The 20,461-nt window shown below is 57.8% G+C and carries 16 protein-coding genes, 1 tRNA gene and 1 riboswitch; of the genes, 10 read left to right on the top strand and 7 right to left on the bottom strand.

Translation table 11 applies throughout. The annotated features are described in order from the left end of the window. Positions 1 to 3: 3 nt before the first annotated feature. A complete protein-coding gene (locus AKU94_RS17675) occupies positions 4 to 513 on the bottom strand; it encodes a division/cell wall cluster transcriptional repressor MraZ (RefSeq protein WP_050528564.1) in 510 nt (169 codons plus the stop codon). A gap of 718 nt (positions 514 to 1,231) precedes the next feature. Next, positions 1,232 to 2,299, bottom strand: a complete 1,068-nt coding sequence (locus AKU94_RS17665) for an Mrp/NBP35 family ATP-binding protein (protein WP_050528737.1) — start codon at positions 2,297 to 2,299, stop codon at positions 1,232 to 1,234. A 256-nt stretch (positions 2,300 to 2,555) separates the two neighbouring features. Between AKU94_RS17665 and AKU94_RS19415 the strand changes: the two genes are divergently transcribed. After that, positions 2,556 to 2,771 (top strand): DUF1127 domain-containing protein, encoded by a 216-nt coding sequence (locus AKU94_RS19415; RefSeq protein ID WP_157056602.1) that lies wholly within the window; start codon positions 2,556 to 2,558, stop codon positions 2,769 to 2,771. Positions 2,772 to 3,288: 517 nt separating this feature from the next. On the opposite strand, the gene AKU94_RS17655 is transcribed toward AKU94_RS19415, so the two are convergent. After that, complete coding sequence (locus AKU94_RS17655) at positions 3,289 to 5,661, bottom strand: ATP-dependent helicase (protein ID WP_050528561.1); 2,373 nt, start codon at positions 5,659 to 5,661, stop codon at positions 3,289 to 3,291. Positions 5,662 to 5,877: 216 nt separating this feature from the next. Here AKU94_RS17655 and AKU94_RS17650 point away from each other — a divergent pair, with 216 nt between their 5' ends. Beyond that, positions 5,878 to 9,339 (top strand): pyruvate carboxylase, encoded by a 3,462-nt coding sequence (locus AKU94_RS17650; protein WP_050528560.1) that lies wholly within the window; start codon positions 5,878 to 5,880, stop codon positions 9,337 to 9,339. Between the two features lie 47 nt (positions 9,340 to 9,386). Here the strand turns inward: AKU94_RS17650 and AKU94_RS17645 are convergent, their stop codons facing one another. Both AKU94_RS17645 and AKU94_RS17640 read right to left on the bottom strand, forming a co-directional pair. Then, complete coding sequence (locus AKU94_RS17645) at positions 9,387 to 9,617, bottom strand: EF-hand domain-containing protein (RefSeq protein WP_050528559.1); 231 nt, start codon at positions 9,615 to 9,617, stop codon at positions 9,387 to 9,389. An 87-nt stretch (positions 9,618 to 9,704) separates the two neighbouring features. Further along, on the bottom strand, positions 9,705 to 10,226 hold the full coding sequence (locus AKU94_RS17640) for an alkylphosphonate utilization protein (RefSeq protein WP_050528558.1): 522 nt from the start codon (positions 10,224 to 10,226) through the stop codon (positions 9,705 to 9,707). A 217-nt stretch (positions 10,227 to 10,443) separates the two neighbouring features. Here AKU94_RS17640 and AKU94_RS17635 point away from each other — a divergent pair. Then, a tRNA-Gly gene (locus AKU94_RS17635) sits at positions 10,444 to 10,518 on the top strand. 1,706 nt (positions 10,519 to 12,224) lie between these two features. Here AKU94_RS17635 and AKU94_RS20960 read toward each other — a convergent pair. Further along, positions 12,225 to 12,446 carry a DarT ssDNA thymidine ADP-ribosyltransferase family protein gene (locus AKU94_RS20960; RefSeq protein ID WP_408633712.1) on the bottom strand — a complete coding sequence of 74 codons (222 nt, stop codon included), beginning with the start codon at positions 12,444 to 12,446 and terminating at the stop codon, positions 12,225 to 12,227. Between the two features lie 644 nt (positions 12,447 to 13,090). Between AKU94_RS20960 and AKU94_RS17625 the strand changes: the two genes are divergently transcribed. The 7 genes from AKU94_RS17625 (at position 13,091) to AKU94_RS17595 (ending at position 19,512) form a co-directional block, all read left to right on the top strand. After that, positions 13,091 to 14,050, top strand: coding sequence for a DNA cytosine methyltransferase (locus AKU94_RS17625; RefSeq protein ID WP_050528556.1), 960 nt, complete (start codon positions 13,091 to 13,093; stop codon positions 14,048 to 14,050). A 12-nt stretch (positions 14,051 to 14,062) separates the two neighbouring features. Further along, on the top strand, positions 14,063 to 14,950 hold the full coding sequence (locus tag AKU94_RS17620; protein WP_050528555.1) for a NaeI family type II restriction endonuclease: 888 nt from the start codon (positions 14,063 to 14,065) through the stop codon (positions 14,948 to 14,950). A 109-nt stretch (positions 14,951 to 15,059) separates the two neighbouring features. After that, a riboswitch (cobalamin riboswitch) is annotated at positions 15,060 to 15,259 on the top strand. Between the two features lie 102 nt (positions 15,260 to 15,361). After that, positions 15,362 to 15,583 (top strand): glutaredoxin-like protein NrdH, encoded by a 222-nt coding sequence (gene nrdH / locus AKU94_RS17615; RefSeq protein ID WP_050528554.1) that lies wholly within the window; start codon positions 15,362 to 15,364, stop codon positions 15,581 to 15,583. A 4-nt stretch (positions 15,584 to 15,587) separates the two neighbouring features. Next, the gene (gene nrdI / locus AKU94_RS17610; protein WP_050528736.1) at positions 15,588 to 16,001 is read left to right on the top strand and encodes a class Ib ribonucleoside-diphosphate reductase assembly flavoprotein NrdI; all 414 of its coding nucleotides are present in this window, start codon (positions 15,588 to 15,590) and stop codon (positions 15,999 to 16,001) included. Beyond that, on the top strand, positions 15,986 to 18,109 hold the full coding sequence (gene nrdE / locus AKU94_RS17605) for a class 1b ribonucleoside-diphosphate reductase subunit alpha (protein ID WP_050528553.1): 2,124 nt from the start codon (positions 15,986 to 15,988) through the stop codon (positions 18,107 to 18,109). The genes nrdI and nrdE overlap by 16 nt, the downstream gene beginning before the upstream one ends. Positions 18,110 to 18,127: 18 nt before the next feature. Continuing rightward, positions 18,128 to 19,093 carry a class 1b ribonucleoside-diphosphate reductase subunit beta gene (gene nrdF / locus AKU94_RS17600; protein ID WP_050528552.1) on the top strand — a complete coding sequence of 322 codons (966 nt, stop codon included), beginning with the start codon at positions 18,128 to 18,130 and terminating at the stop codon, positions 19,091 to 19,093. Between the two features lie 74 nt (positions 19,094 to 19,167). Further along, positions 19,168 to 19,512 (top strand): MmcQ/YjbR family DNA-binding protein, encoded by a 345-nt coding sequence (locus AKU94_RS17595; RefSeq protein WP_050528551.1) that lies wholly within the window; start codon positions 19,168 to 19,170, stop codon positions 19,510 to 19,512. Here AKU94_RS17595 and rpoH read toward each other — a convergent pair. Then, complete coding sequence (rpoH, locus tag AKU94_RS17590; protein ID WP_050528550.1) at positions 19,509 to 20,405, bottom strand: RNA polymerase sigma factor RpoH; 897 nt, start codon at positions 20,403 to 20,405, stop codon at positions 19,509 to 19,511. The two genes, AKU94_RS17595 and rpoH, sit on opposite strands and share 4 nt — an antisense overlap. Between the last annotated feature and the right edge of the window lie 56 nt (positions 20,406 to 20,461).

Here is a 20,461-nt window from a genome sequence, read left to right as displayed (position 1 = left end):
GGCCTATTCCCCCTGATCTACGCCGCTGAGCAGCGACAACACATCCACACCTTCTGGCAACTCATCTTCTTCGTCATCCAGATTGCCGTTGACAAAATCATAGGTCTCGCGCTTCCAGATCTTGAACCGGTCCAGCGCACCGGCAAAGGCCGTCTCGCCGCCATCGTCAAATGCGATCTTGTCACGCACCTTTTGCGGCAGGACAATACGGCCGTTTTCATCAATTTCCACGGTGAGAGAGCGGGTGATCAGATCACGCTCTGCGATCTCGCGCTGTTTGGAGCCTATGGGAAGCTTGCGTACGCGCGCGGCCAGAAGGTCGGCATCGCGCACGGTATAGCATTCAACGAACTGGCGCGATTTGCCGCCATAGACGATCACGATACGGGTGCGGGGGTAATCGGCGCTTGGCGGGTCACCTGCGTCGAGGACACGGCGAAAGGCCGCAGGAATAGAGACCCGCGCCTTGCTATCTACCTTCTGGTAGTATTCGCCTCTAAAGTCTTCCGACACGGTTTGTTTGCCCCTTGCGCCCTCGTCCCAATAACTGCCCCTTGAACGGGAAACGGCGGATTGAGCTGCTGCCACTGCCCAATCCGCCGCCCTATCCCGCTTGCGGGGAAACCGACTGCGCGCGCCACCTGGGGGATGTCTGCTCGCTCGCGCGCCGGATCAGTTGTTCGTCGGAAGCAAAAAAGCGGTTGCCTGTATGAGCCTGCTTTTTCTGCCTATTCGGAGTCTTTTGAATCGCCCCTATTTGTTTTGCCCGTTCTTTGCTTCCGTGAACAATGAATGCCATGGGATTTCATGGGACGCAATGGAAAATTTTGGGCGCGACAGGGCAGATCTTGTTTCCGACCAGGCTCAAAAACAGCATTTGGTGCAAAAACTGTATCAATCTAAGCTAACTGTACTGCAAGGCGGCGACAGACACACAACATATGGGGGCTGCCCATCAAAACAACTAATTCCCAAATAATCCCATTATTTTCAAAAATATTTCCGGAAACCCGCAGTTTTCAGGGATGACACAGCGCCCAGTATAAGACAGCGGCCCCAAAGCTGCTCGCCAAAAACGAATTTGATTCGGAAATCTGGATGGGAACGACGTAAATCCCAAACCATCCCATTCGGGCTTGCCACTTGTCCCATAAAATCCCAACGCCTGACAACGAAGGGCCGCGCAGGGCTATTCCTGCGCGGCCCTTCGCCGGATCTTTGAAGGTGAATGTCAGGCCATACCGCCTGCAATCAACCGCGCAGCCAAGGCGGCATAGGCCTTGGCGGCCGGGCCATCCCCCAAGGCAATCGGCGTACCTGCATCCCCGGCCAAGCGGGTATCAAGCTCCAACGGCAGTTCCCCCAGGAAAGGTACACCGATCTTGGCCGCCTCGGCCGCCACGCCGCCATGGCCGAACAAATGCGCTTCATGGCCGCAATTGGGACAGATATAGGTGGACATGTTTTCGATCAGCCCCAGCACCGGCGTTTTCAGCTTTTCGAACATATCCAGCGCCCGGCGTGCATCCAGCATCGCCACATCCTGCGGCGTAGACACAACAATCGCGCCCGTCAGCTTGGTCCGCTGGCACAACGTCAACTGGATATCCCCTGTGCCCGGCGGCAGATCCACGATCAGAATATCCAGCTTGCCCCATTCCACCTGCGAGAGCAGCTGCTGCAACGCCCCCATGATCATCGGGCCGCGCCAGACCACCGCCTCATCCTCTTTGAGCATCAAGCCGATCGACATCACGGTCACACCATGCGCCTGAAGCGGGATGATCGTCTTGCCGTCCGGCGAGGCCGGGCGCTTGGACACCCCCATCATCCGCGGCTGTGACGGCCCATAGATATCAGCATCCAATAGCCCCACACGCCGACCCTGTTTTGCCAAGGCGACCGCCAGGTTGGAGGAGACGGTGGATTTCCCTACCCCTCCCTTGCCCGAACCAACCACTACAATCCGGTCAATCCCGCTTATCGGTGCCGGGCCGCCCTGCTGCGGCTTGGGGTGCTGGCCGATTTTCAGGCTGGGCGGATTGGCCGCAGGACCATGGGCGGTTGTCACCGCCTGCACCGATGTCACCCCCGGCAGCGCCCGCACCGCAGCCTCGGCCGTGGTCTGGGCCGGAGCGAGCGCGCGGGCCTCCTCGGGTGTTGGTGCCTCGATCACGAAACGGACGGTGCCCGCCTCGACCGTCAGCGCCCTGATCAGATCCCGCGAAACCAGCGTTCCGCCGTCGGGCAAAGCCACGCCGTCCAGTGCCGCCAGTACCGTTTCTTTATCCAAAGCCATAAAATCCACTCCAAATGTTCCCTTGCAGAATGTCACTTTGCTGACGAAGGGCAAGGGCCACTGCTATATTTCCCGATAAAACCCAAAAGGCGCTGGATTACCCTTTGTTTACCTTACGTTAATTCCTTAACCTGCCATTCCCAAAACGCATAGCTGCAATGCAGCAATGGGCGTTGTGCAATTGCAGCATATGCCCCATCTTAGTTTCAACAGCGCAACAAGACGCGCTTTGAAAGAAAAGAAGCGAGACATAAAAATGGCTTATACAAGCACAACATCTGCTGGCAACCTGGGCCTGATGGACCGGATCACAAGCCTTGTGAAGTCCACCAAAGAAGCAATGCACAGCCGCCGCGTCTATAACCAGACCGTGTCGGAGATGCGCGGTCTGTCGACACGCGAATTGAATGATCTGGGTATCTCCCGCAGCATGATCACCCGTATCGCCCTTGAGGCAGCCTACGGGAAGTAACAACAGAATTCGGACAAGGGCCCTCCTCCTCCCTCGGGCGCTTGTTTGAAAACGGCGACACTCCTCCTCCCTTGTGTCGCCGACCTTATACGAAGGCTCGGCCTTCATGAATACCAATCGGCTCCTCCTCCCTGAGCCGGATGGGATATGCAGCGGCCCCTATCCTCCTCCCGGGGGTCGCTGCGCAAAGTTTCAGGGTGTAGGTCCATGCGACCTCCCCGATGCAGATGCCCGGCCTCTCCTCCTCCCTGGCCGGACGTAAGCGTGGCGGTCCCTATCCTCCTCCCGGGGGCCGCTACGAAACCTTTGGGTCGCGCGTTGCATGACCCTACTGCCATTGTCCGTCCCTTCCTCCTCCCTCGAGGGTACGGACAAGATGGAACGGCGGCGCGCTCCTCCTCCCTGCGCGCCGCCTGTTTCCCTCCCCTCCCAGACTTTATCTTGGACACCATTTTTACGCCGATGAACCATGTTCACAGGCGCAAAATGCAGTTCGGATTTTGAAAAACCTTATGCCTTAAAACGGCAGGTCATGCGCCTGATCAGCAGCCACGACGAATCCCGCGACGACATGCTTGTTTCCGGCCTTGTCAAAGGCCACGCTCAGCTTGTCACCCTCGATCGCCTTAATGGTGCCATAGCCGAATTTCTGGTGGAACACGCGGTCACCTTGGGTAAAGGACGATACCGCCGCAAGGTCAATCACGCTGCCTTTCGCCTCTCGGGGCTGGCTGGTGCCGCGTTGCGCAGAGCGTTCCTGCATCCGCCGCCACCCCGGAGAGTTATAGACATCGGCACTGGCCGCACGTTCCTCGATCTTGGGCGCAGGGGCCGCGGCACCGTACCCCCCGCCATAAAGGCCGGGCGGGGTGAGGATGTCGACATGATCCGCCGGAAGCTCATCAATGAACCGGCTGGGAAGCTGGCTTTGCCATTGCCCGTAAACTCTGCGATTGGCGGCAAAAGAAATGGTGCAAAGCGCCTCGGCCCGGGTGATGCCGACATAGGCCAGACGGCGCTCTTCTTCCAAGCCTTTGGCACCGCTTTCGTCCATGCTGCGCTGTGAGGGGAACAGACCATCCTCCCACCCCGGCAAGAACACCACCGGAAATTCCAGACCTTTGGCGGCGTGGAGCGTCATGATGCTGACCTTGGCACCCTGCTCTTCGGTCTCATTTTCCATGATCAGGCTGACGTGTTCCAAAAACCCTTGCAGGTTCTCAAAGTTATCCAGCGCCTTGACCAGCTCTTTGAGGTTCTCCAACCGGCCCGGCGCCTCGGGGGATTTGTCGTTTTGCCACATGGCGGTATAGCCGGATTCCTCCAGCATCGCCTCGGCCAGCTCGATATGGTCGTAATTGGGCACCAGCGTGGCGTCATGCCAACGCGCCATCCCATCAGTAAAGGCGCGCAGCTGCCCTGCCCCTTTGCCGGAAATCCCGCCCTCGGCCAACAAGGCCCGTGCGCCCTCCAAAAGCGTCAACCCGCCTTCGCGCGCGCGCCGTTGGATGTTTTGGCGCGCCTTATCGCCCAGCCCGCGTTTGGGGGTATTGATTACCCGCTCAAAGGCCAGATCATCCTCGGGGGAAACAGCCAGGCGGAAATAGGCCATCGCGTCGCGAATCTCCAACCGCTCATAGAATCGCGGACCGCCGATCACGCGGTACGGCAGGCCAATGGTCAGGAAACGATCCTCAAACGCGCGCATCTGATGCGAGGCGCGGACCAGAATAGCCATATTATCAAGGCTCTGCGCCTCCATTGCCCGGGTGCCACGTTGCAGGCTTTCGACCTCATCCCCGATCCAGCGGGCTTCTTCCTCACCGTCCCAATGACCGATCAGCCGCAGCTTCTCGCCCTCTTCGCGGTCGGTCCATAGGGTCTTGCCCAAGCGCCCCGAGTTGGCCGCAATCACCGCCGAGGCCGCCGCAAGAATATGCGGGGTGGAGCGGTAGTTTTGTTCCAGCCGGACCACCTCGGCGCCGGGGAAATCGGTTTCAAACCGCAGGATATTGCCGACCTCGGCCCCGCGCCAGCCATAGATCGACTGATCGTCATCGCCCACACAGCAGATATTTTTATGCGCTTGCGCCAACAGCCGCAGCCAGAGGTATTGGGCGACGTTGGTATCCTGATATTCGTCCACGAGGATATATTTGAACCAGCGCTGATACTGCGCCAGAATATCGGGATGCGCCTGAAACAGGGTAACGGTGTGCAAGAGCAAGTCACCGAAGTCTGTGGCGTTCAGGCTGCGCAAACGGTCCTGATATTGTTCATAAAGCTCGGTCCCGCGGCCGTTATAGGCCGATGCCTCGGAAGACGGCACCTTTTGCGGCGTCCAGGCCCGGTTTTTCCAGCTGTCGATCACGCCGGCCAACATGCGGGCAGGCCAGCGTTTTTCGTCAATATTGCTGGCGGCGATAAGCTGTTTCAAAAGCCTGAGCTGGTCATCACTATCCAGAATCGTGAAATTTGATTTCAGCCCGACCAATTCGGCATGACGGCGCAGGATTTTGACCGAGATGGAATGGAACGTCCCCATCCACTTCATGCCATCCGCCGATTGCCCCATCAGCCGCCCCACGCGCAGCTTCATCTCGCGCGCGGCCTTATTGGTAAAGGTCACGGCCAAAATCTCATGCGGGTTGGCACGGGCGGTATTGAGCAGATGCACAATCCGCGTGGTCAGCGCCTTGGTTTTGCCCGTTCCCGCCCCCGCAAGCATCAATACAGGGCCGTCCAGCGCCTCTACCGCGGCGCGCTGCGCGGGGTTGAGGTCGTCCAGATAGGGTGCCGGCCGCGCGGCCATTGCACGCTGCGACAAGGGCACCTGCGGGGCGGGTGCGGCGGCAGCCTCAAAGGCATCATTTTCATCAAATCCGTTCATTCGGCCAGCTTAGCCAGTTTGCGCGGCCACGAAAAGCCCTGTTCGCACAATGTTCTGCAAGACACACAGGCCTGACGCATACGTTTGAAAGCATATGGCGCTCATTCATTATGCCAATTATTGCAGAAATGTTTCAAAAAAAGGCAAATAGTCTATTGCGCTGCGGTGCGGCGTGCATAAACTGCGGCCAAATTCACCAACATATTGGATCCCGCCATGGCTGAGTTTCGCAAAATCCTGATCGCAAACCGAGGGGAAATTGCCATCCGCATCATGCGGGCCGCCAATGAGATGGGCAAGAAAACCGTGGCGGTTTACGCCGAGGAAGACAAGCTTGGCCTCCACCGTTTCAAGGCGGATGAGGCCTACCGCATCGGTGAGGGACTGTCGCCAGTCGGCGCCTATCTCAGCATCCCCGAGATCATTCGTGTGGCCAAGATGTCGGGCGCCGATGCGATCCATCCCGGCTACGGGCTGCTCTCGGAAAATCCTGATTTCGTTGATGCCTGTGACAAGGCGGGTATCACCTTTATCGGGCCGAAAGCCGCAACGATGCGGGCCTTGGGCGACAAGGCATCTGCCCGCCGTGTCGCGATTGAGGCCGACGTACCGGTGATCCCCGCAACCGAAGTTCTGGGCGATGATTTTGACGCGATCAAGGCCGAGGCGGCCACGGTCGGCTATCCCTTGATGCTCAAGGCGTCATGGGGCGGCGGCGGTCGCGGCATGCGCCCGATCCTGTCCGAGGATGAGCTGATCGACAAGATCAAGGAAGGCCGCCGTGAAGCCGAGGCCGCCTTTGGCAATGGCGAAGGCTATCTCGAAAAGATGATCCAGCGCGCCCGCCATGTCGAGGTACAGATCCTTGGCGACAAACACGGGCAGATTTACCATTTGTACGAACGTGATTGCTCCGTACAGCGCCGCAACCAAAAGGTGGTGGAACGTGCGCCGGCCCCCTATCTGACCGATGCCCAACGTGCCGAGGTTTGCGAGCTGGGCCGCAAGATTTGCGCCCATGTCGGCTATGAATGTGCGGGCACCGTCGAATTCCTGATGGATATGGATGACGGGAAATTCTATTTCATCGAGGTAAACCCCCGCGTTCAGGTCGAACATACCGTGACCGAAGAGGTCACCGGTATCGACATCGTGCAGGCCCAGATCCGCATCGCCGAAGGCAAGACCCTCGCCGAGGCGACGGGCGCGGCAAGCCAGGGCGATATCACGCTCTCGGGGCACGCGCTGCAATGCCGTGTCACGACCGAGGACCCGCAAAACAACTTCATCCCCGATTACGGGCGCATCACGGCCTACCGTTCGGCCACCGGCATGGGGATCCGTCTGGATGGTGGCACCGCCTATGCCGGCGGGGTGATTACGCGGTATTACGACAGCCTTTTGGTCAAGGTGACCGCTTGGGCCCAAACCCCCGAAGCCGCGATCAAACGGATGGACCGCGCCCTGCGCGAGTTTCGGATCAGGGGGGTCTCCACCAATATCGCCTTTGTCGAGAACCTGCTGAAACATCCGACATTTCTGGATAATACCTATACGACCAAATTCATCGACACCACGCCGGAACTGATGGATTTCAAGAAACGCCGGGACCGGGCCACGAAAATCCTGACCTATATCGCGGATATCACCGTCAACGGGCATCCCGAAACCGCGGGACGCCCCATCCCGATGACCGAGATCCGCGAGCCCAAGCCGCCCGCCCTGCGCAACGCCCCGCCAATGGGCACCCGCAACCTGCTGGAACAAAAAGGCCCCCAAGCGGTCGCCGACTGGATGCGCGCGCAGACCAAGCTTTTGATTACCGACACCACAATGCGCGACGGGCACCAGTCGCTTTTGGCCACCCGGATGCGGTCCATCGATATGATCCGCGTGGCGCCAACCTATGCGGCCAATCTGGGTGGGCTGTTCAGTGTGGAATGTTGGGGGGGTGCGACTTTTGACGTGGCCTATCGTTTCTTGCAGGAATGCCCATGGCAACGGCTGCGCGATATTCGTGCGGCGATGCCCAATGTGATGACGCAAATGCTGCTGCGTGCCTCTAACGGGGTTGGATATACCAATTACCCCGACAATGTGGTGCAGGGATTTGTGACCCAGGCAGCCGAAACCGGCGTCGATGTGTTCCGCGTGTTTGACAGCCTGAACTGGGTCGAAAACATGCGTGTGGCGATGGATGCGGTGGTTGCGGCCGATAAGGTCTGTGAGGGCACGATCTGCTATACCGGCGATATGCTGAACCCGGATCGGGCCAAATATGACCTGAAATATTATGTCACCATGGGGCAGGAGCTGAAGGCCGCCGGCGCGCATGTGCTGGGGTTGAAGGATATGGCGGGCCTGTTGAAACCTGCCGCCGCCCGTGTGTTGATCAAGGCGCTGAAAGAAGAGGTCGGCCTGCCGATCCATTTCCACACCCATGATACCGCAGGCATTGCCTGTGCGACCATCCTTGCCGCCGCCGATGCGGGCGTCGATGCGGTGGATTGCGCGATGGATGCGCTCTCGGGGAACACCAGTCAGGCCACTTTGGGCACGATCGTCGAGGCGCTGGCCCATACCGACCGCGACACCGGCCTTGATATCGGGGCGATCCGCGAGATTTCGAACTATTGGGAAGGGGTGCGCGCGCATTACGCGGCCTTCGAATCCGGTCTGCAAGCGCCTGCGTCGGAGGTTTACCTGCACGAGATGCCCGGCGGCCAGTTCACCAACCTCAAGGCCCAAGCGCGGTCATTGGGGCTGGAGGAGCGCTGGCATGAGGTGGCGCAGACCTATGCCGATGTGAACCAGATGTTCGGCGATATCGTCAAGGTTACGCCCTCATCCAAGGTCGTGGGCGATATGGCCCTGATGATGGTTGCCCAAGGACTTAACCGCGCGCAGGTTGAGGATCCGGCGGTCGAGGTGGTGTTCCCTGACTCGGTCGTCGATATGCTGCGCGGCAATCTGGGCCAGCCGCATGGTGGCTGGCCGGAAGCGATCGTGCAAAAGGTGCTGAAAGGAGAGGCCCCATCGACCGAGCGCCCCGGCGCGAACCTGCCGCCCGTCGACATGGATGCGACCCGCGCCAAGCTGGCCGCCGAACTGGCCGCAGGGGCCGAGGAACCCGATGAGGAAACCGTCGATGACGAGGATCTGAACGGCTATCTGATGTACCCCAAGGTGTTCATGGATTACCGCACCCGCCACCGCCTGTACGGGCCGGTGCGCAGCCTGCCCACCCGCACCTTCTTTTACGGGATGGACGCAGGCGAGGAAATCTCGGCCGAGATCGCCGAGGGTAAAACGCTTGAAATCCGCCTGCAAGCGGTCAGCGAAACCGGCGACGACGGCGAGGTAAAGGTGTTCTTTGAATTGAACGGCCAGCCGCGTGTGATCCGCGTGCCGAACCGCGCAATCAAGGCCAAGACCGCCGCCAAACCCAAAGCCGAAGAGGGCAACGCAAACCACATCGGCGCACCGATGCCCGGCTCTATTGCCAGCCTCGGGGTCAGTGTCGGGCAAAAGGTGAATGCGGGCGATCTGTTGCTGACGATCGAGGCGATGAAGATGGAAACGGGCCTGCATGCCGAGCGCGCCGCAACCGTCAAGGCCATCCATATCGCCCCCGGCGCACAAATCGACGCCAAAGACCTGTTGATAGAGCTGGAGTGATCCAGCCCTATCAAGGGAACTGCAGGGGCAACCGCTGCCCCTGCCTTTTATTCGGAAATGGTTCCGGCCGAAACGGCCTTGGCCAGTTCACCCATATCAACCGTGCCATCGGTGTTGCGATCAGCCGAAGCAAATTGCGTCGCGGTCATCGCCGGATAGGCTGCTGACAGTTCTGACATAGAAAAGGCGCCGTCGCCGTCAAGGTCCTCGACAACGGTTTGCGCATGCGCCACCGCAAAAACCGAAACGGCAGCCAAGGCCAGAATGAAACTCTTCATCGGAAATCTCCATCGAACTGCCCAGGGATCACGGAACAGCAAATTACAAGCGTAGGATATAGTTTCCTGCCCCCAAGATGAAAACACTTATTTCTTCTTCACGAACTCCGTCAGAATGACGATACGCTGGCCATCAACGCGCCCCTCGATATGGGCGGCATTGTCAGCCACAAGCGAAATTCCCCGCACGGCTGTGCCTCGCTTGGCGGTGAAACCACCGCCCTTGACCGGCAGATCCTTGATCAAGACCACCGTATCCCCGGTTGCCAGCAAGGTGCCGTTGCTGTCGCGGTGCTCTACGGCCTCGGGCGCGTCAACCACCGCCTGCACCTCCGGCAACAAGATCATACCGTCCAAAAGCTCGGCGGCCCAATCCTCTTCCAGCGCGCGCAAACGGCGCCAGACCGCATATTGCACCGCAGGCACGCCTGACCATGCGGCCCCTTCAAGGCAACGCCAGTGCCCGGGCGTATCCGGACGCTCCCCGCGACACACAGCGCAAAGCACCACGGGCCCGACAGGGTCCACCTCGACCCCCTCAAGGCGGGTCTCATCGCCACAAAACTCGCAAACGCCACCGCTGCGCGCCAACAATTCATCAAGTGTCATCAGACAGATCCTTTACTGGTTCCCTTTGGCATAGGCAGCGCCGCAGATAATTGCAATCCCGCCCCCCTAACGCCCTGTAAAACAAGTCAAAGCATCACTGCCCGCCCCGCCGCTCAGAAGAAATTTGGAAAAAAATGCAAAAAAGTTACCGGCGATGCGTTTTCCCTCTTGCAGCCGCCGCGCCTGCTTTGTAAACCCTGCCTCACCGAAAGGGAGTGCGGGCGTAGCTCAGGGGTAGAGCATAACCTTGCCAAGGTTAGGGTCGGGCGTTCGAATCGCCTCGCCCGCTCCAATTTCGGTGGTCTTTAACAAGACCTACAAAAAGCCGCCCTTGGGCGGCTTTTTTGTTGCGTCTACGGGTATCACATAGGCATCACGCGGAACCAAGCGACCGCAACGAAAAGTCCGACCGTTGCTTCGCGGCCAGTTCAACGCCAGAATACGAACTAAACGCGAACTTAGAAGGGGGTTACAAATGTCGCATACATTTACGCTAGGCGACCTGAAACACCACTTGGCTGCTTGCAGTTCTATCGCGTGAAGACACGCGGCGACAATTGGCAAGTTTGGATGTGGACCGGATAGACATGGGATGAAGCGGGTGAAGCCGACGCAAAAGACCCGCCGCCTTGGTGTCACAGGATGTCAGAAGCGCCCCATCCCGACGACGTGCCTTCGCAATTAATAAAACCGGCACTTAGCAGCAACCGGGGCAGTCGGTCCAAGTTGGCCCTTGGATTTCAGAAACAGGCTTCGGGACTGCCCACAATCAAGCGGTCAGCGTCGGGGTTAAGGCCCGCAGAAGCAACCGCTTGGCGCAGGGTTTGTCCTTGCCTGACCCGAACCACCCGACGGACCGGGCGGCAAATCGTCCAGCCCGCAGGTCACAAGCTGCCCATAGGGGCCGTAAACGATCCTGTAGCCCATAGGTGGCTTTTCGCCAGCGCTTGACGCGGCAAGCCAAGCCGACCGTTTTTTCAATTGGGTTTCGGCAATTGTGGGCATGGTCATTCCCCCAGCGAAAGCGGCATGATGCACTTTTGCAAGTTTCGTTGCAGCTGTCGCGTCGTATTTCTTCCAATCGCCCATTAGGGCTTTGCACCCCGCGTCCGTTGCAAGGGATTGCATGGTTTGTTGCGCGTGAGGGGTGTTAACAAAGACCATTTAGTCAGTTCCTTTTGATTTTGATTTCGGTGCCGTCGGCAAGGTGAACAAAGTTACGTTGTTTCTGCCTCGGCTTTAGCGGCGCGGGGTTGTTGGCTACGGTGGCCAAAATAGCGGGGATGTCTTGCGGCTGTGGGGCGTCGTCGGCGAACAAGCACAACAATTCCGATTGAAGTTCGCTTTGTTGCCTTGCCGTCATATTCGGCAATGGTGAAGCCGGTAAGAAAGCCCGAAGTTACGGCGCATTCATTAACCGCGCCATACACCGAACCGGGCACACTTTCGGCAAGTATCGACAACGCCGGGGAAAGCAGTTCGACAATGTCCTTGTCAATGTCGGCATACGCCGCAGCGCCAAGCGTAGCGCCCCGCTTCGACTTTTCATAAACTGCACGATCATTTTTCGAAGCGTTCGCATGTTCATGTTTAGCTTGTCGAACAACAGCCCAAGCAGTTCACCAAACTCATTAATGATCGACGAGAACGAAATCTGCTTTGCCAATTTGCGGTGCAGCGCGGGGGCCGATGAAAAGTCGGATGCCCCCATGAACCCCTTCGCCAAGGGTGCTGGTAATCACATAAACCGACATGCTTGATCATGAACTTTCATAATGGGTGGCCAACCACGCCACGCCACACCGAAAATATTTAACACGGATCAGGCAGGGCAATTCACCAGTGGCGACCGGAGTGATCCACTAACCGACGCAAAGTTCAGAGGCCAATGCCGGCATCGGCAGGTCGCTGGCCTCTTAGAACGGCGAATGCCTGCAGCCGACGCATGAAATATTAACCCCTGACGAGGCTGACGCCAGCAAACCAGAACCAATGCGATTAGCAGCCCGAAATGAAATTCTGATCCATCTTAACAAGCCCGCCAACTGGTCGAAAAGCTAGGATCGTCCCTGACATCGGGATGCCATGACAATGGAGAGTGCGATCTGTGATTGTGGACACACCGACAGTTGTGCCCTTCGCCCCCATTTGTCTCGCCTCAGCGTCAGACCACAAACAACCATCCGCCATGATAGACTGAAGGCGATCAACGTGAAAAATATGGTAGGGTCGTAGCTTATCAGGCGGCTATGTCATCACACCCCCTCATGCAAAATATTTCATCTTTGCGCCCGGTTGTAAGACGCTCGAACTCTTCCACCGAGCAGATGACCGACTGTGCTTGTCAAGGGGATCGGGGGCTTGCAGTGCTGTATCAAGAAGCATTCCCAACTGGTTCTTGGCATCTTCATCCGACATGCTCATCATGTATTCTTGTTGAGCAATTATGATCACTTTATTTACTACCTTCCCGCCAATTCGTTGCCAAATTTGCCAAACCTTCAGGAAAATTACCCCAATTCACACCCGTTTAAGGCACATTTTTGCCAAGCCTCTTTACTCACCAATAACAATTTGAAACACTTACGAGACACCAATCAAATCGAAGGATTGCCAAGGTTAGGGTCGGACACAAGTATCACCTCGCCCGCTCTAATTTCAGGACGACCAAGATGCAGCATTCAAAAAGTCACCCACTGGCGGCCTTTTTGCGTTCAGCGCCACGGCGTTTTCCTCGTCTAATCATACTTGCCCACATGCGGCGGAACCGGTAAGAACGAATTGAGAACAACTATCTGACATCAGTTCGACTGTTGACCTTGTCAACCACAACAGCTTGTATGTGCGAAAAGAGGGCGAGCAATATGCTGACATCTGTAGAACTCTGCGCTGGAGCTGGCGGCCAGGCCCTTGGGCTGGAGCAAGCCGGGTTCGCCCACACCGCGCTGGTCGAGATCGACAAACATTGCTGTGCCACCCTGCGCCATAACCGTCCTGAATGGAATGTGCTGGAAGAAGATATGCGTATCTTCAAGGAACGGGCGGCGGATTTCAGGGGGATGGATCTTTTGGCCGGCGGTCTGCCTTGCCCGCCGTTTTCCGTAGCGGGCAAACAGCTTGGCGAATTGGACGAGCGTAACCTCTTTAACGATGCCATTGATATTATCGATGCCGCCCGCCCCCGCGCCGTGATGATCGAGAACGTGCGCGGCTTTTTGGGCGCGGTTTTCCATGACTACCGCGAACGCCTGAAAACGCAGCTTGATAAGCTGGGCTACAAGACGGACTGGCGGCTGTTGAATGCCTCGGATTACGGGGTGCCACAACTGCGGCCCCGCGTTGTGATCGTCGCGATTCCCAAAGAGCGCGCCGAATTCTTTGACTGGCCGGAACCCAATCCGCATAACCCGCCCACCGTTGGCGAAACCCTGCGTGATTTGATGGCGGCGGGCGGCTGGCGCGGGGCTGATGACTGGGCTGCAAAGGCGGATGAGATTGCGCCGACCATCGTTGGCGGCTCCAAAAAGCACGGCGGCCCCGATCTTGGCCCGACCCGCGCGCGCGCCGCATGGGCCACCTTGGGCGTCGAGGGGCGCACCGTCGCCCCTGAGGCCCCCGATCCCTTTCACAGCGGCATGCCGCGGCTGACCGTGCCCATGGTCGCCCGCATTCAGGGCTTTCCCGATGACTGGCATTTCACCGGCTCCAAGACCAGCGCCTACCGGCAGGTCGGCAACGCCTTTCCGCCGCCGGTCGCACAGGCGGTATCAACGCAAATCAGCAAAACACTGCGCAAGCGCGTTCTGCGCGCCGTTAATGGCTGAGCTGCTGCGGTTTTGAAAACGACTATTCCCCCAAGCATCATCACCCCAAGCCATCCCGATCATGGCCTGCTGACGGCCATTGCCGATGAGATATCGGACCGCGCCGGTGGCGAAACGGCCTTGGCTGCGGAATTTCCGGCGATGCTGCGCCAATGCATCGATGATGTGATCATGACGCCCAAAACCGGGCGGCGATCTTATGACGAGCTGGAAAAGACCGAAAAGACCTATATCGGCACGCGGGTAGAGATAGAGCTGCGCGCCATGCTGCGCCTGCCCAAGGGCAAGCTGGATACGGTGATTCTGGGGTATGATGTCGATATCAAGAACACCATGGGCAGCAATTGGATGATCCCGACCGAGGCCCAAGGCCACCCCTGTATTCTGGTCGCCGCGGATGAGGCGCGGGCGTTGTGCTATCTGGGGCTGATCGTGACGCGCCCCGACTATCTGACGCTTGGCCAGAACAAGGACGCCAAGAAAAGCATCTCAGCCCCCGGCTTTGCCAATATCCTCTGGCTGCTGCAGGACCATCCCTATCCGCCGAATTTCTGGCGCACCGTCGCGCCCGAGGTGGTCGAGCGCATCTTTGCCGGGCAATCGGGCAACCAGCGTATGGCCAACCTGTTCCGCGAGGTGCAAGGCACCCCCATCACCCGCGATGTGGTTGAGGCCGTCGCCAAACAACAGGATTTCATGCGCCGCATCCGCTCCGACAATGGTCGGGGCACGCGGGACCATCTGGCGCGCGAGGGGATCTTGCTGTTGTCAGGCCATTATGACGCACCACTGATTTCAGCATTGAACCTACCCTTATGCTCAGCCAGTGAATTCATCTCTTATAGGCCCGTCTTACAGGCAGAAATAGACTTGGCTGCCCGTCATGGAATTGCCCTGTAAACGGTGCCGCACAGCGGGCGACACTGCGATCCGCAGCGCATTTCGGCAACAGTCCTAATTTTGACACCATTTAGCACCACAATATATTGACAAAGAGCCCCCTCTCATCCACCACTGCTGGTGTCATGGTCCTCGGGGCGACTCGGGGTGAAAAAGGGAAGCTAGTGTCGTCAGATAACCTAATCCAGCGCTGCCCCCGCAACTGTAAGTGGTTCGCAAGGCTAATATGTCACTGAGGGGCGATCCTTGGGAAGGCAGCCGCGCGATGAACCACGAAGCCAGGAAACCTGCCCTGACATCATAGGCGAAACCGCGCGGCGGGCGCGAATACGTGTATTGGAAGCGGGCGTAAAACCTGCTTTAATCACGTGTCTCATCCTCGCGCTAAAAACACTGATAAGGATCACAGGCATGACCATCACCGTTTACTCCAAACCCGCTTGCGTGCAATGCACCGCCACCACCCGCGCTTTGGATGCGAAGGGGATCACCTACACTGTGGTAGACCTGACCGAAGACGCAGACGCGATGGACCGCGTTACCTCGTTGGGATACCGCCAAGCCCCCGTTGTGATCGCCGGTGATGCGCATTGGGCGGGCTTTCGCCCTGATATGATTGGCCAATTGGCCTGATGATGTGACCCGGCTTGTCTATTACTCGTCGACCTCTGGAAATACGGCGCGTTTCATTGCACAATTGGGTCTAGCTGCTGCGCGAATCCCTATTCGCCCGAACGATCCTATGCCGGATCTTGTTACACCCTATGTGTTGATCTGCCCGACCTTCGCCGATGGCGCGGGGCGTGGGGCAGTGCCAAAACAAGTGATCCGCTTTTTGAATGATCCATCTCGCCGCGCGGGCTTGCGTGGCGTTATTGGCGCCGGAAATCGTAACTTCGGCACAACCTATGCTTGTGCTGCCGACGTGATCTCCGCAAAATGTAATATCCCCGTGCTCTACCGGTTTGAGCTGGCGGGAACCGAAACCGATATCACCCGTGTTCGAACGGGCCTTGCCGAATTCTGGGGGACTGAATGCTCGACGTCGTAAAGCCTGCGCTGGACTACCACGCATTGAATGCCATGCTGAACCTCTATGATAATGAGGGGAAAATTCGCTTTGATGCTGACCGCAAGGCCGCACGCGAGTATTTCTTGCAGCATGTCAATCAAAATACCGTTTTCTTTCATAGCCTTGACGAAAAACTCGGCTATCTGGTCGAGGAAGGCTATTATGAGGCCGAAGTTCTGGATCAATATTCCAAGAACTTCCAGCGCAAGATCTGGGAGGCTGCATTTGGTGCCAAGTTCCGCTTTCCGACCTTCCTTGGGGCGTTCAAATATTACACAAGCTATACGCTGAAGACCCGTGACGGGCAGCGCTATTTGGAGCGTTATGAGGATCGTGTGGTCATGGTCGCGCTTGCACTGGCCCGCGGTGATGAAACCCAGGCCATGCGCTTTATGGAAGAGATCATCGCAGGCCGTTTCCAGCCCGCCACGCCAACATTTCTGAACGCGGGCAAAGCGTCGCGCGGAGAGCTGATTTCCTGTTTCCTGCTGCGCCTCGAAGACAATATGGAAAGTATTGGACGCGGCATCAACTCGGCGCTGCAACTGTCGAAACGTGGCGGCGGCGTGGCCTTGATGCTGACCAACCTGCGTGAGGCGGGCGCGCCGATCAAAGGGATCGAGAATCAATCCTCGGGCGTTATTCCGGTAATGAAACTACTGGAAGACAGCTTTAGCTATGCCAACCAATTGGGCGCGCGTCAGGGGGCGGGGGCGGTTTACCTCAATGCCCACCACCCCGATATTTATCAGTTCCTTGATACCAAGCGCGAAAATGCCGATGAAAAGATCCGCATCAAGACACTCTCGCTTGGCGTGGTGATCCCCGATATCACCTTTGAACTGGCCAAAAAGAATGAGGATATGTACCTCTTTTCGCCGCATGACGTGGCCAAAGTTTACGGCGTTCCCTTCTCGGAAATCTCGGTCACCGAGAAATACGCCGAGATGGTGGACGACAAGCGGATCCGCAAGAAAAAGATCAACGCGCGTGAGTTTTTCCAGACAATCGCCGAGATCCAGTTCGAATCCGGCTATCCTTATGTGATGTTTGAGGACACGGTGAACCGCGCCAACCCGATTGCGGGGCGGATCAGCATGTCGAACCTGTGTTCGGAAATTTTGCAGGTCAACCGCGCGTCCGAATTCAACGATGACCTCAGCTATGCCAAAATGGGCACCGATATTTCGTGCAACCTTGGCAGCCTGAACATTGCGCGCACAATGGACGGTCCCGATTTCGGCGCCACGATCGAGGCCGCAGTACGCGCCCTGACAGCCGTATCCGAAATGTCTGCGATCGATTCCGTGCCTTCGGTGCGGCATGGGAATGACGAGGCCCACGCCATCGGCCTTGGCCAGATGAACCTGCACGGCTTCCTTGCGCGCGAACATATCCACTACGGCAGCCCGGAAGGCATTGAATTCACCTCCGTGTACTTTGCCGCCGTGGCCTTTCATGCAATCCGTGCCTCCAACCTTCTGGCGCAGGAACGCGGCAAGACCTTTGTGGGGTTTGAGGATTCCACCTATGCGGATGGGTCGTTCTTTGACAAATATACCACCCGCGACTGGCTGCCCACTTCCCAAGATGTGACCCGTGTGTTCACCAACATCACCCTGCCGAACCGCGCCGATTGGCAGGCGCTCAAGGCTGACGTCATGGCCCACGGGCTTTACAATCGTAACCTGCAAGCGGTGCCGCCGACCGGTTCGATCAGCTATATCAACAACTCCACCTCCTCGATCCATCCGATTGTCTCCAAGATCGAGGTGCGCAAGGAAGGCAAGATCGGCCGCGTCTATTACCCGGCGGCCTACATGAACAACGAGAACCTCGAATATTACCGCGATGCCTATGAAATCGGGCCGGATGCGATCATCGACACCTATGCCGCCGCGACCGAACATGTGGATCAAGGCCTGTCGCTGACGCTGTTCTTCCCCGCCGAGGCCACGACGCGCGATATCAACCGCGCCCAGATCTATGCCTGGAAAAAGGGCATTAAAACCATTTATTACATTCGCTTGCGCCAAACCGTCCTTGAGGGGACAGAGGTTGAAGGCTGCGTCTCTTGCTCGCTGTAAGGAAAGTCTGTGAAAGATATGAACACCACCACCGCCGTGCCGCGCGCCATTAACTGGAACAGGCTGGAAGACGACAAGGACCTTGAGGTCTGGAACCGGCTTACCGTCAACTTCTGGCTGCCCGAAAAGGTACCGCTGTCCAATGACGTGCAGTCCTGGGCCACCCTGCGCCCCGAAGAGCGCGAGCTGACGATCCGGGTTTTCACCGGCTTGACGCTGCTCGATACGGTGCAAAACACCCTCGGCGCGCCGTCCTTGCTACCTGATGCCCAGACCCCGCATGAAGAAGCGGTGTTGACCAATATCGCCTTTATGGAGGCGGTTCACGCGCGCAGCTATTCCTCGATTTTCAGCACTCTTTGTACCACCAAAGAGGTGGATGAGGCCTTTCGCTGGTCCGAGGACAACCCGCACCTGCAGGCCAAAGCACGGCTGATTTGTGAAAAATACGCCGCCGGTGCCGACCCGATGAAGCGCAAGATCGCGTCTGTGTTTCTGGAAAGCTTCCTGTTCTATTCCGGTTTCTATTTGCCGATGTATTGGTCCAGCCGTGGCAAGCTGACCAATACCGCCGACCTGATCCGGCTGATCATCCGCGATGAGGCGGTGCACGGCTATTACATCGGCTATAAATTCCAGCGCGCGCTGGAACGCGAAACCCCTGCGCGCCGCGAAGAGCTGAAGGATTACGCCTTTGCCCTGATGTTCGACCTTTATGAGATCGAGGCGAAATACACCGCCGAACTTTATGACGGCATCGGGCTAACCGAAGATGTAAAGGCGTTCTTGCATTACAACGCCAATAAGGCGCTGCAAAATCTCGGCTATGAGGCACTGTTCCCGCCTGCCGCCTGTGAGGTAAACCCCGCGATCATGGCGGCCCTGTCGCCTGACAGCGAGAACCACGACTTCTTTTCGGGCTCCGGCTCCTCTTATGTCATCGGCAAGGCGGTTGCGACCGAGGACGAAGACTGGAATTTCTAAGTGCAGGCAAACAGGCTATCTTATGCCCCCTACCGTGTGTAAAGTCGCGGTAGGGGCTTTTTATTGGGGAACAGATGCAGCGCGACCAGATCAATGCCTTTTGCTGCGCCCTTCCGGCCACGACCCATGTCGTGCAATGGGCCGCGGCGGACGTGTGGAAGATCGGCGGCAAGGTCTTTGCCATCGTCAGCAATGACGGGGTATCGTTCAAGACCTCGGACCTGCTGTTCGAAGTGCTTGGCCAAGAAGAGGGCATTCGCCCTGCCCCCTATCTGGCCTCACGCGGGTTCAAATGGTTGCAGCACTATGGCCCGCCCGGCGGATTATCCGACGCCGAGCTGGGCCAAGCAATTGAGGCGTCCTATGCAATGATCCGCGACGCCTTGCCGCGCAAGAAACGCACCGAATTGCGGATCTAGGCGGGGATCGCCATCCCCTTTTGGCGCGCAAGCTCCCGCATCTTGTCTTGCAGCTTTTCAAACGCCCGCACCTCAATCTGCCGGATACGTTCACGCGAAACGCTATAGGTCTCCGAAAGCTCTTCCAATGTGACAGGCACCTCGTTCAAACGGCGCTGCACCAGAATGTCCTTTTCGCGATCATTCAGGACGGACATCGCCTCGATCATCATCTCGCGGCGGGTGTCCATCTCGTCCTTTTCAGCATAATCATTGGCCTGATCGCTGTCTTCATCCTCAAGCCAGTCCTGCCATTGCGTCGACCCTTCACCATCAGATCCGACCGTGACATTCAGTGAGGCATCCCCCCCCGACATACGCCGGTTCATTGAGATGACCTCTGCCTCAGTCACGTTCAATTCTGTGGCAATCCGGGCGACGTTTTCGGGGCGCAAATCACCCTCTTCCAGCGCGCCGAGTTTCGCCTTGGCCTTACGCAGGTTGAAAAACAGCTTTTTCTGGGCCGAGGTCGTGCCCAGTTTCACCAAGGACCATGACCGCAGGATATATTCCTGAATGCTGGCACGGATCCACCACATGGCATAGGTCGCCAAGCGGAAACCTTTTTCGGGGTCAAAGCGTTTAACCGCCTGCATCAGGCCTACATTCGCCTCCGAGATCACCTCGGCCTGCGGCAAGCCATAACCGCGATACCCCATTGCGATTTTCGCCGCCAAACGCAAATGAGAGGTCACCATCTTATGCGCCGCCGTGCTGTCTTGGTGGTCCACCCAGCGTTTGGCAAGCATGTATTCCTCTTCAGGCTCCAACAGGGGAAACTTGCGGATTTCCTGCATATAGCGGTTCAGGCCCTGTTCCGGACTTGGGGCTGGCAGATTTGCATAGGTACTCATTCAATGTCCTCCGTCCCGCATTTGGTCTGTGCCGTGCCCGGGCTTGGCAAAATTAA

Origin of the sequence: Pseudorhodobacter aquimaris (genome assembly GCF_001202025.1) — a bacterium.
GTDB lineage: Bacteria > Pseudomonadota > Alphaproteobacteria > Rhodobacterales > Rhodobacteraceae > Pseudorhodobacter > Pseudorhodobacter aquimaris.
This window is presented reverse-complemented; position numbering and strand designations above follow the sequence as displayed.

Coding starts and splice junctions, on each gene's coding strand:
- nrdH (WP_050528554.1), top strand. CDS start 15,362: ATGACCATCACCGTTTACTCCAAACCCGCTTGCGTGCAATGCACCGCC.
- AKU94_RS17625 (WP_050528556.1), top strand. CDS start 13,091: ATGCTGACATCTGTAGAACTCTGCGCTGGAGCTGGCGGCCAGGCCCTT.
- AKU94_RS17645 (WP_050528559.1), bottom strand. CDS start 9,617: ATGAAGAGTTTCATTCTGGCCTTGGCTGCCGTTTCGGTTTTTGCGGTG.
- AKU94_RS17640 (WP_050528558.1), bottom strand. CDS start 10,226: ATGACACTTGATGAATTGTTGGCGCGCAGCGGTGGCGTTTGCGAGTTT.
- AKU94_RS17650 (WP_050528560.1), top strand. CDS start 5,878: ATGGCTGAGTTTCGCAAAATCCTGATCGCAAACCGAGGGGAAATTGCC.
- AKU94_RS17595 (WP_050528551.1), top strand. CDS start 19,168: ATGCAGCGCGACCAGATCAATGCCTTTTGCTGCGCCCTTCCGGCCACG.
- AKU94_RS17665 (WP_050528737.1), bottom strand. CDS start 2,299: ATGGCTTTGGATAAAGAAACGGTACTGGCGGCACTGGACGGCGTGGCT.
- nrdF (WP_050528552.1), top strand. CDS start 18,128: ATGAACACCACCACCGCCGTGCCGCGCGCCATTAACTGGAACAGGCTG.
- AKU94_RS19415 (WP_157056602.1), top strand. CDS start 2,556: ATGGCTTATACAAGCACAACATCTGCTGGCAACCTGGGCCTGATGGAC.
- AKU94_RS17655 (WP_050528561.1), bottom strand. CDS start 5,661: ATGAACGGATTTGATGAAAATGATGCCTTTGAGGCTGCCGCCGCACCC.
- nrdE (WP_050528553.1), top strand. CDS start 15,986: ATGCTCGACGTCGTAAAGCCTGCGCTGGACTACCACGCATTGAATGCC.
- rpoH (WP_050528550.1), bottom strand. CDS start 20,405: ATGAGTACCTATGCAAATCTGCCAGCCCCAAGTCCGGAACAGGGCCTG.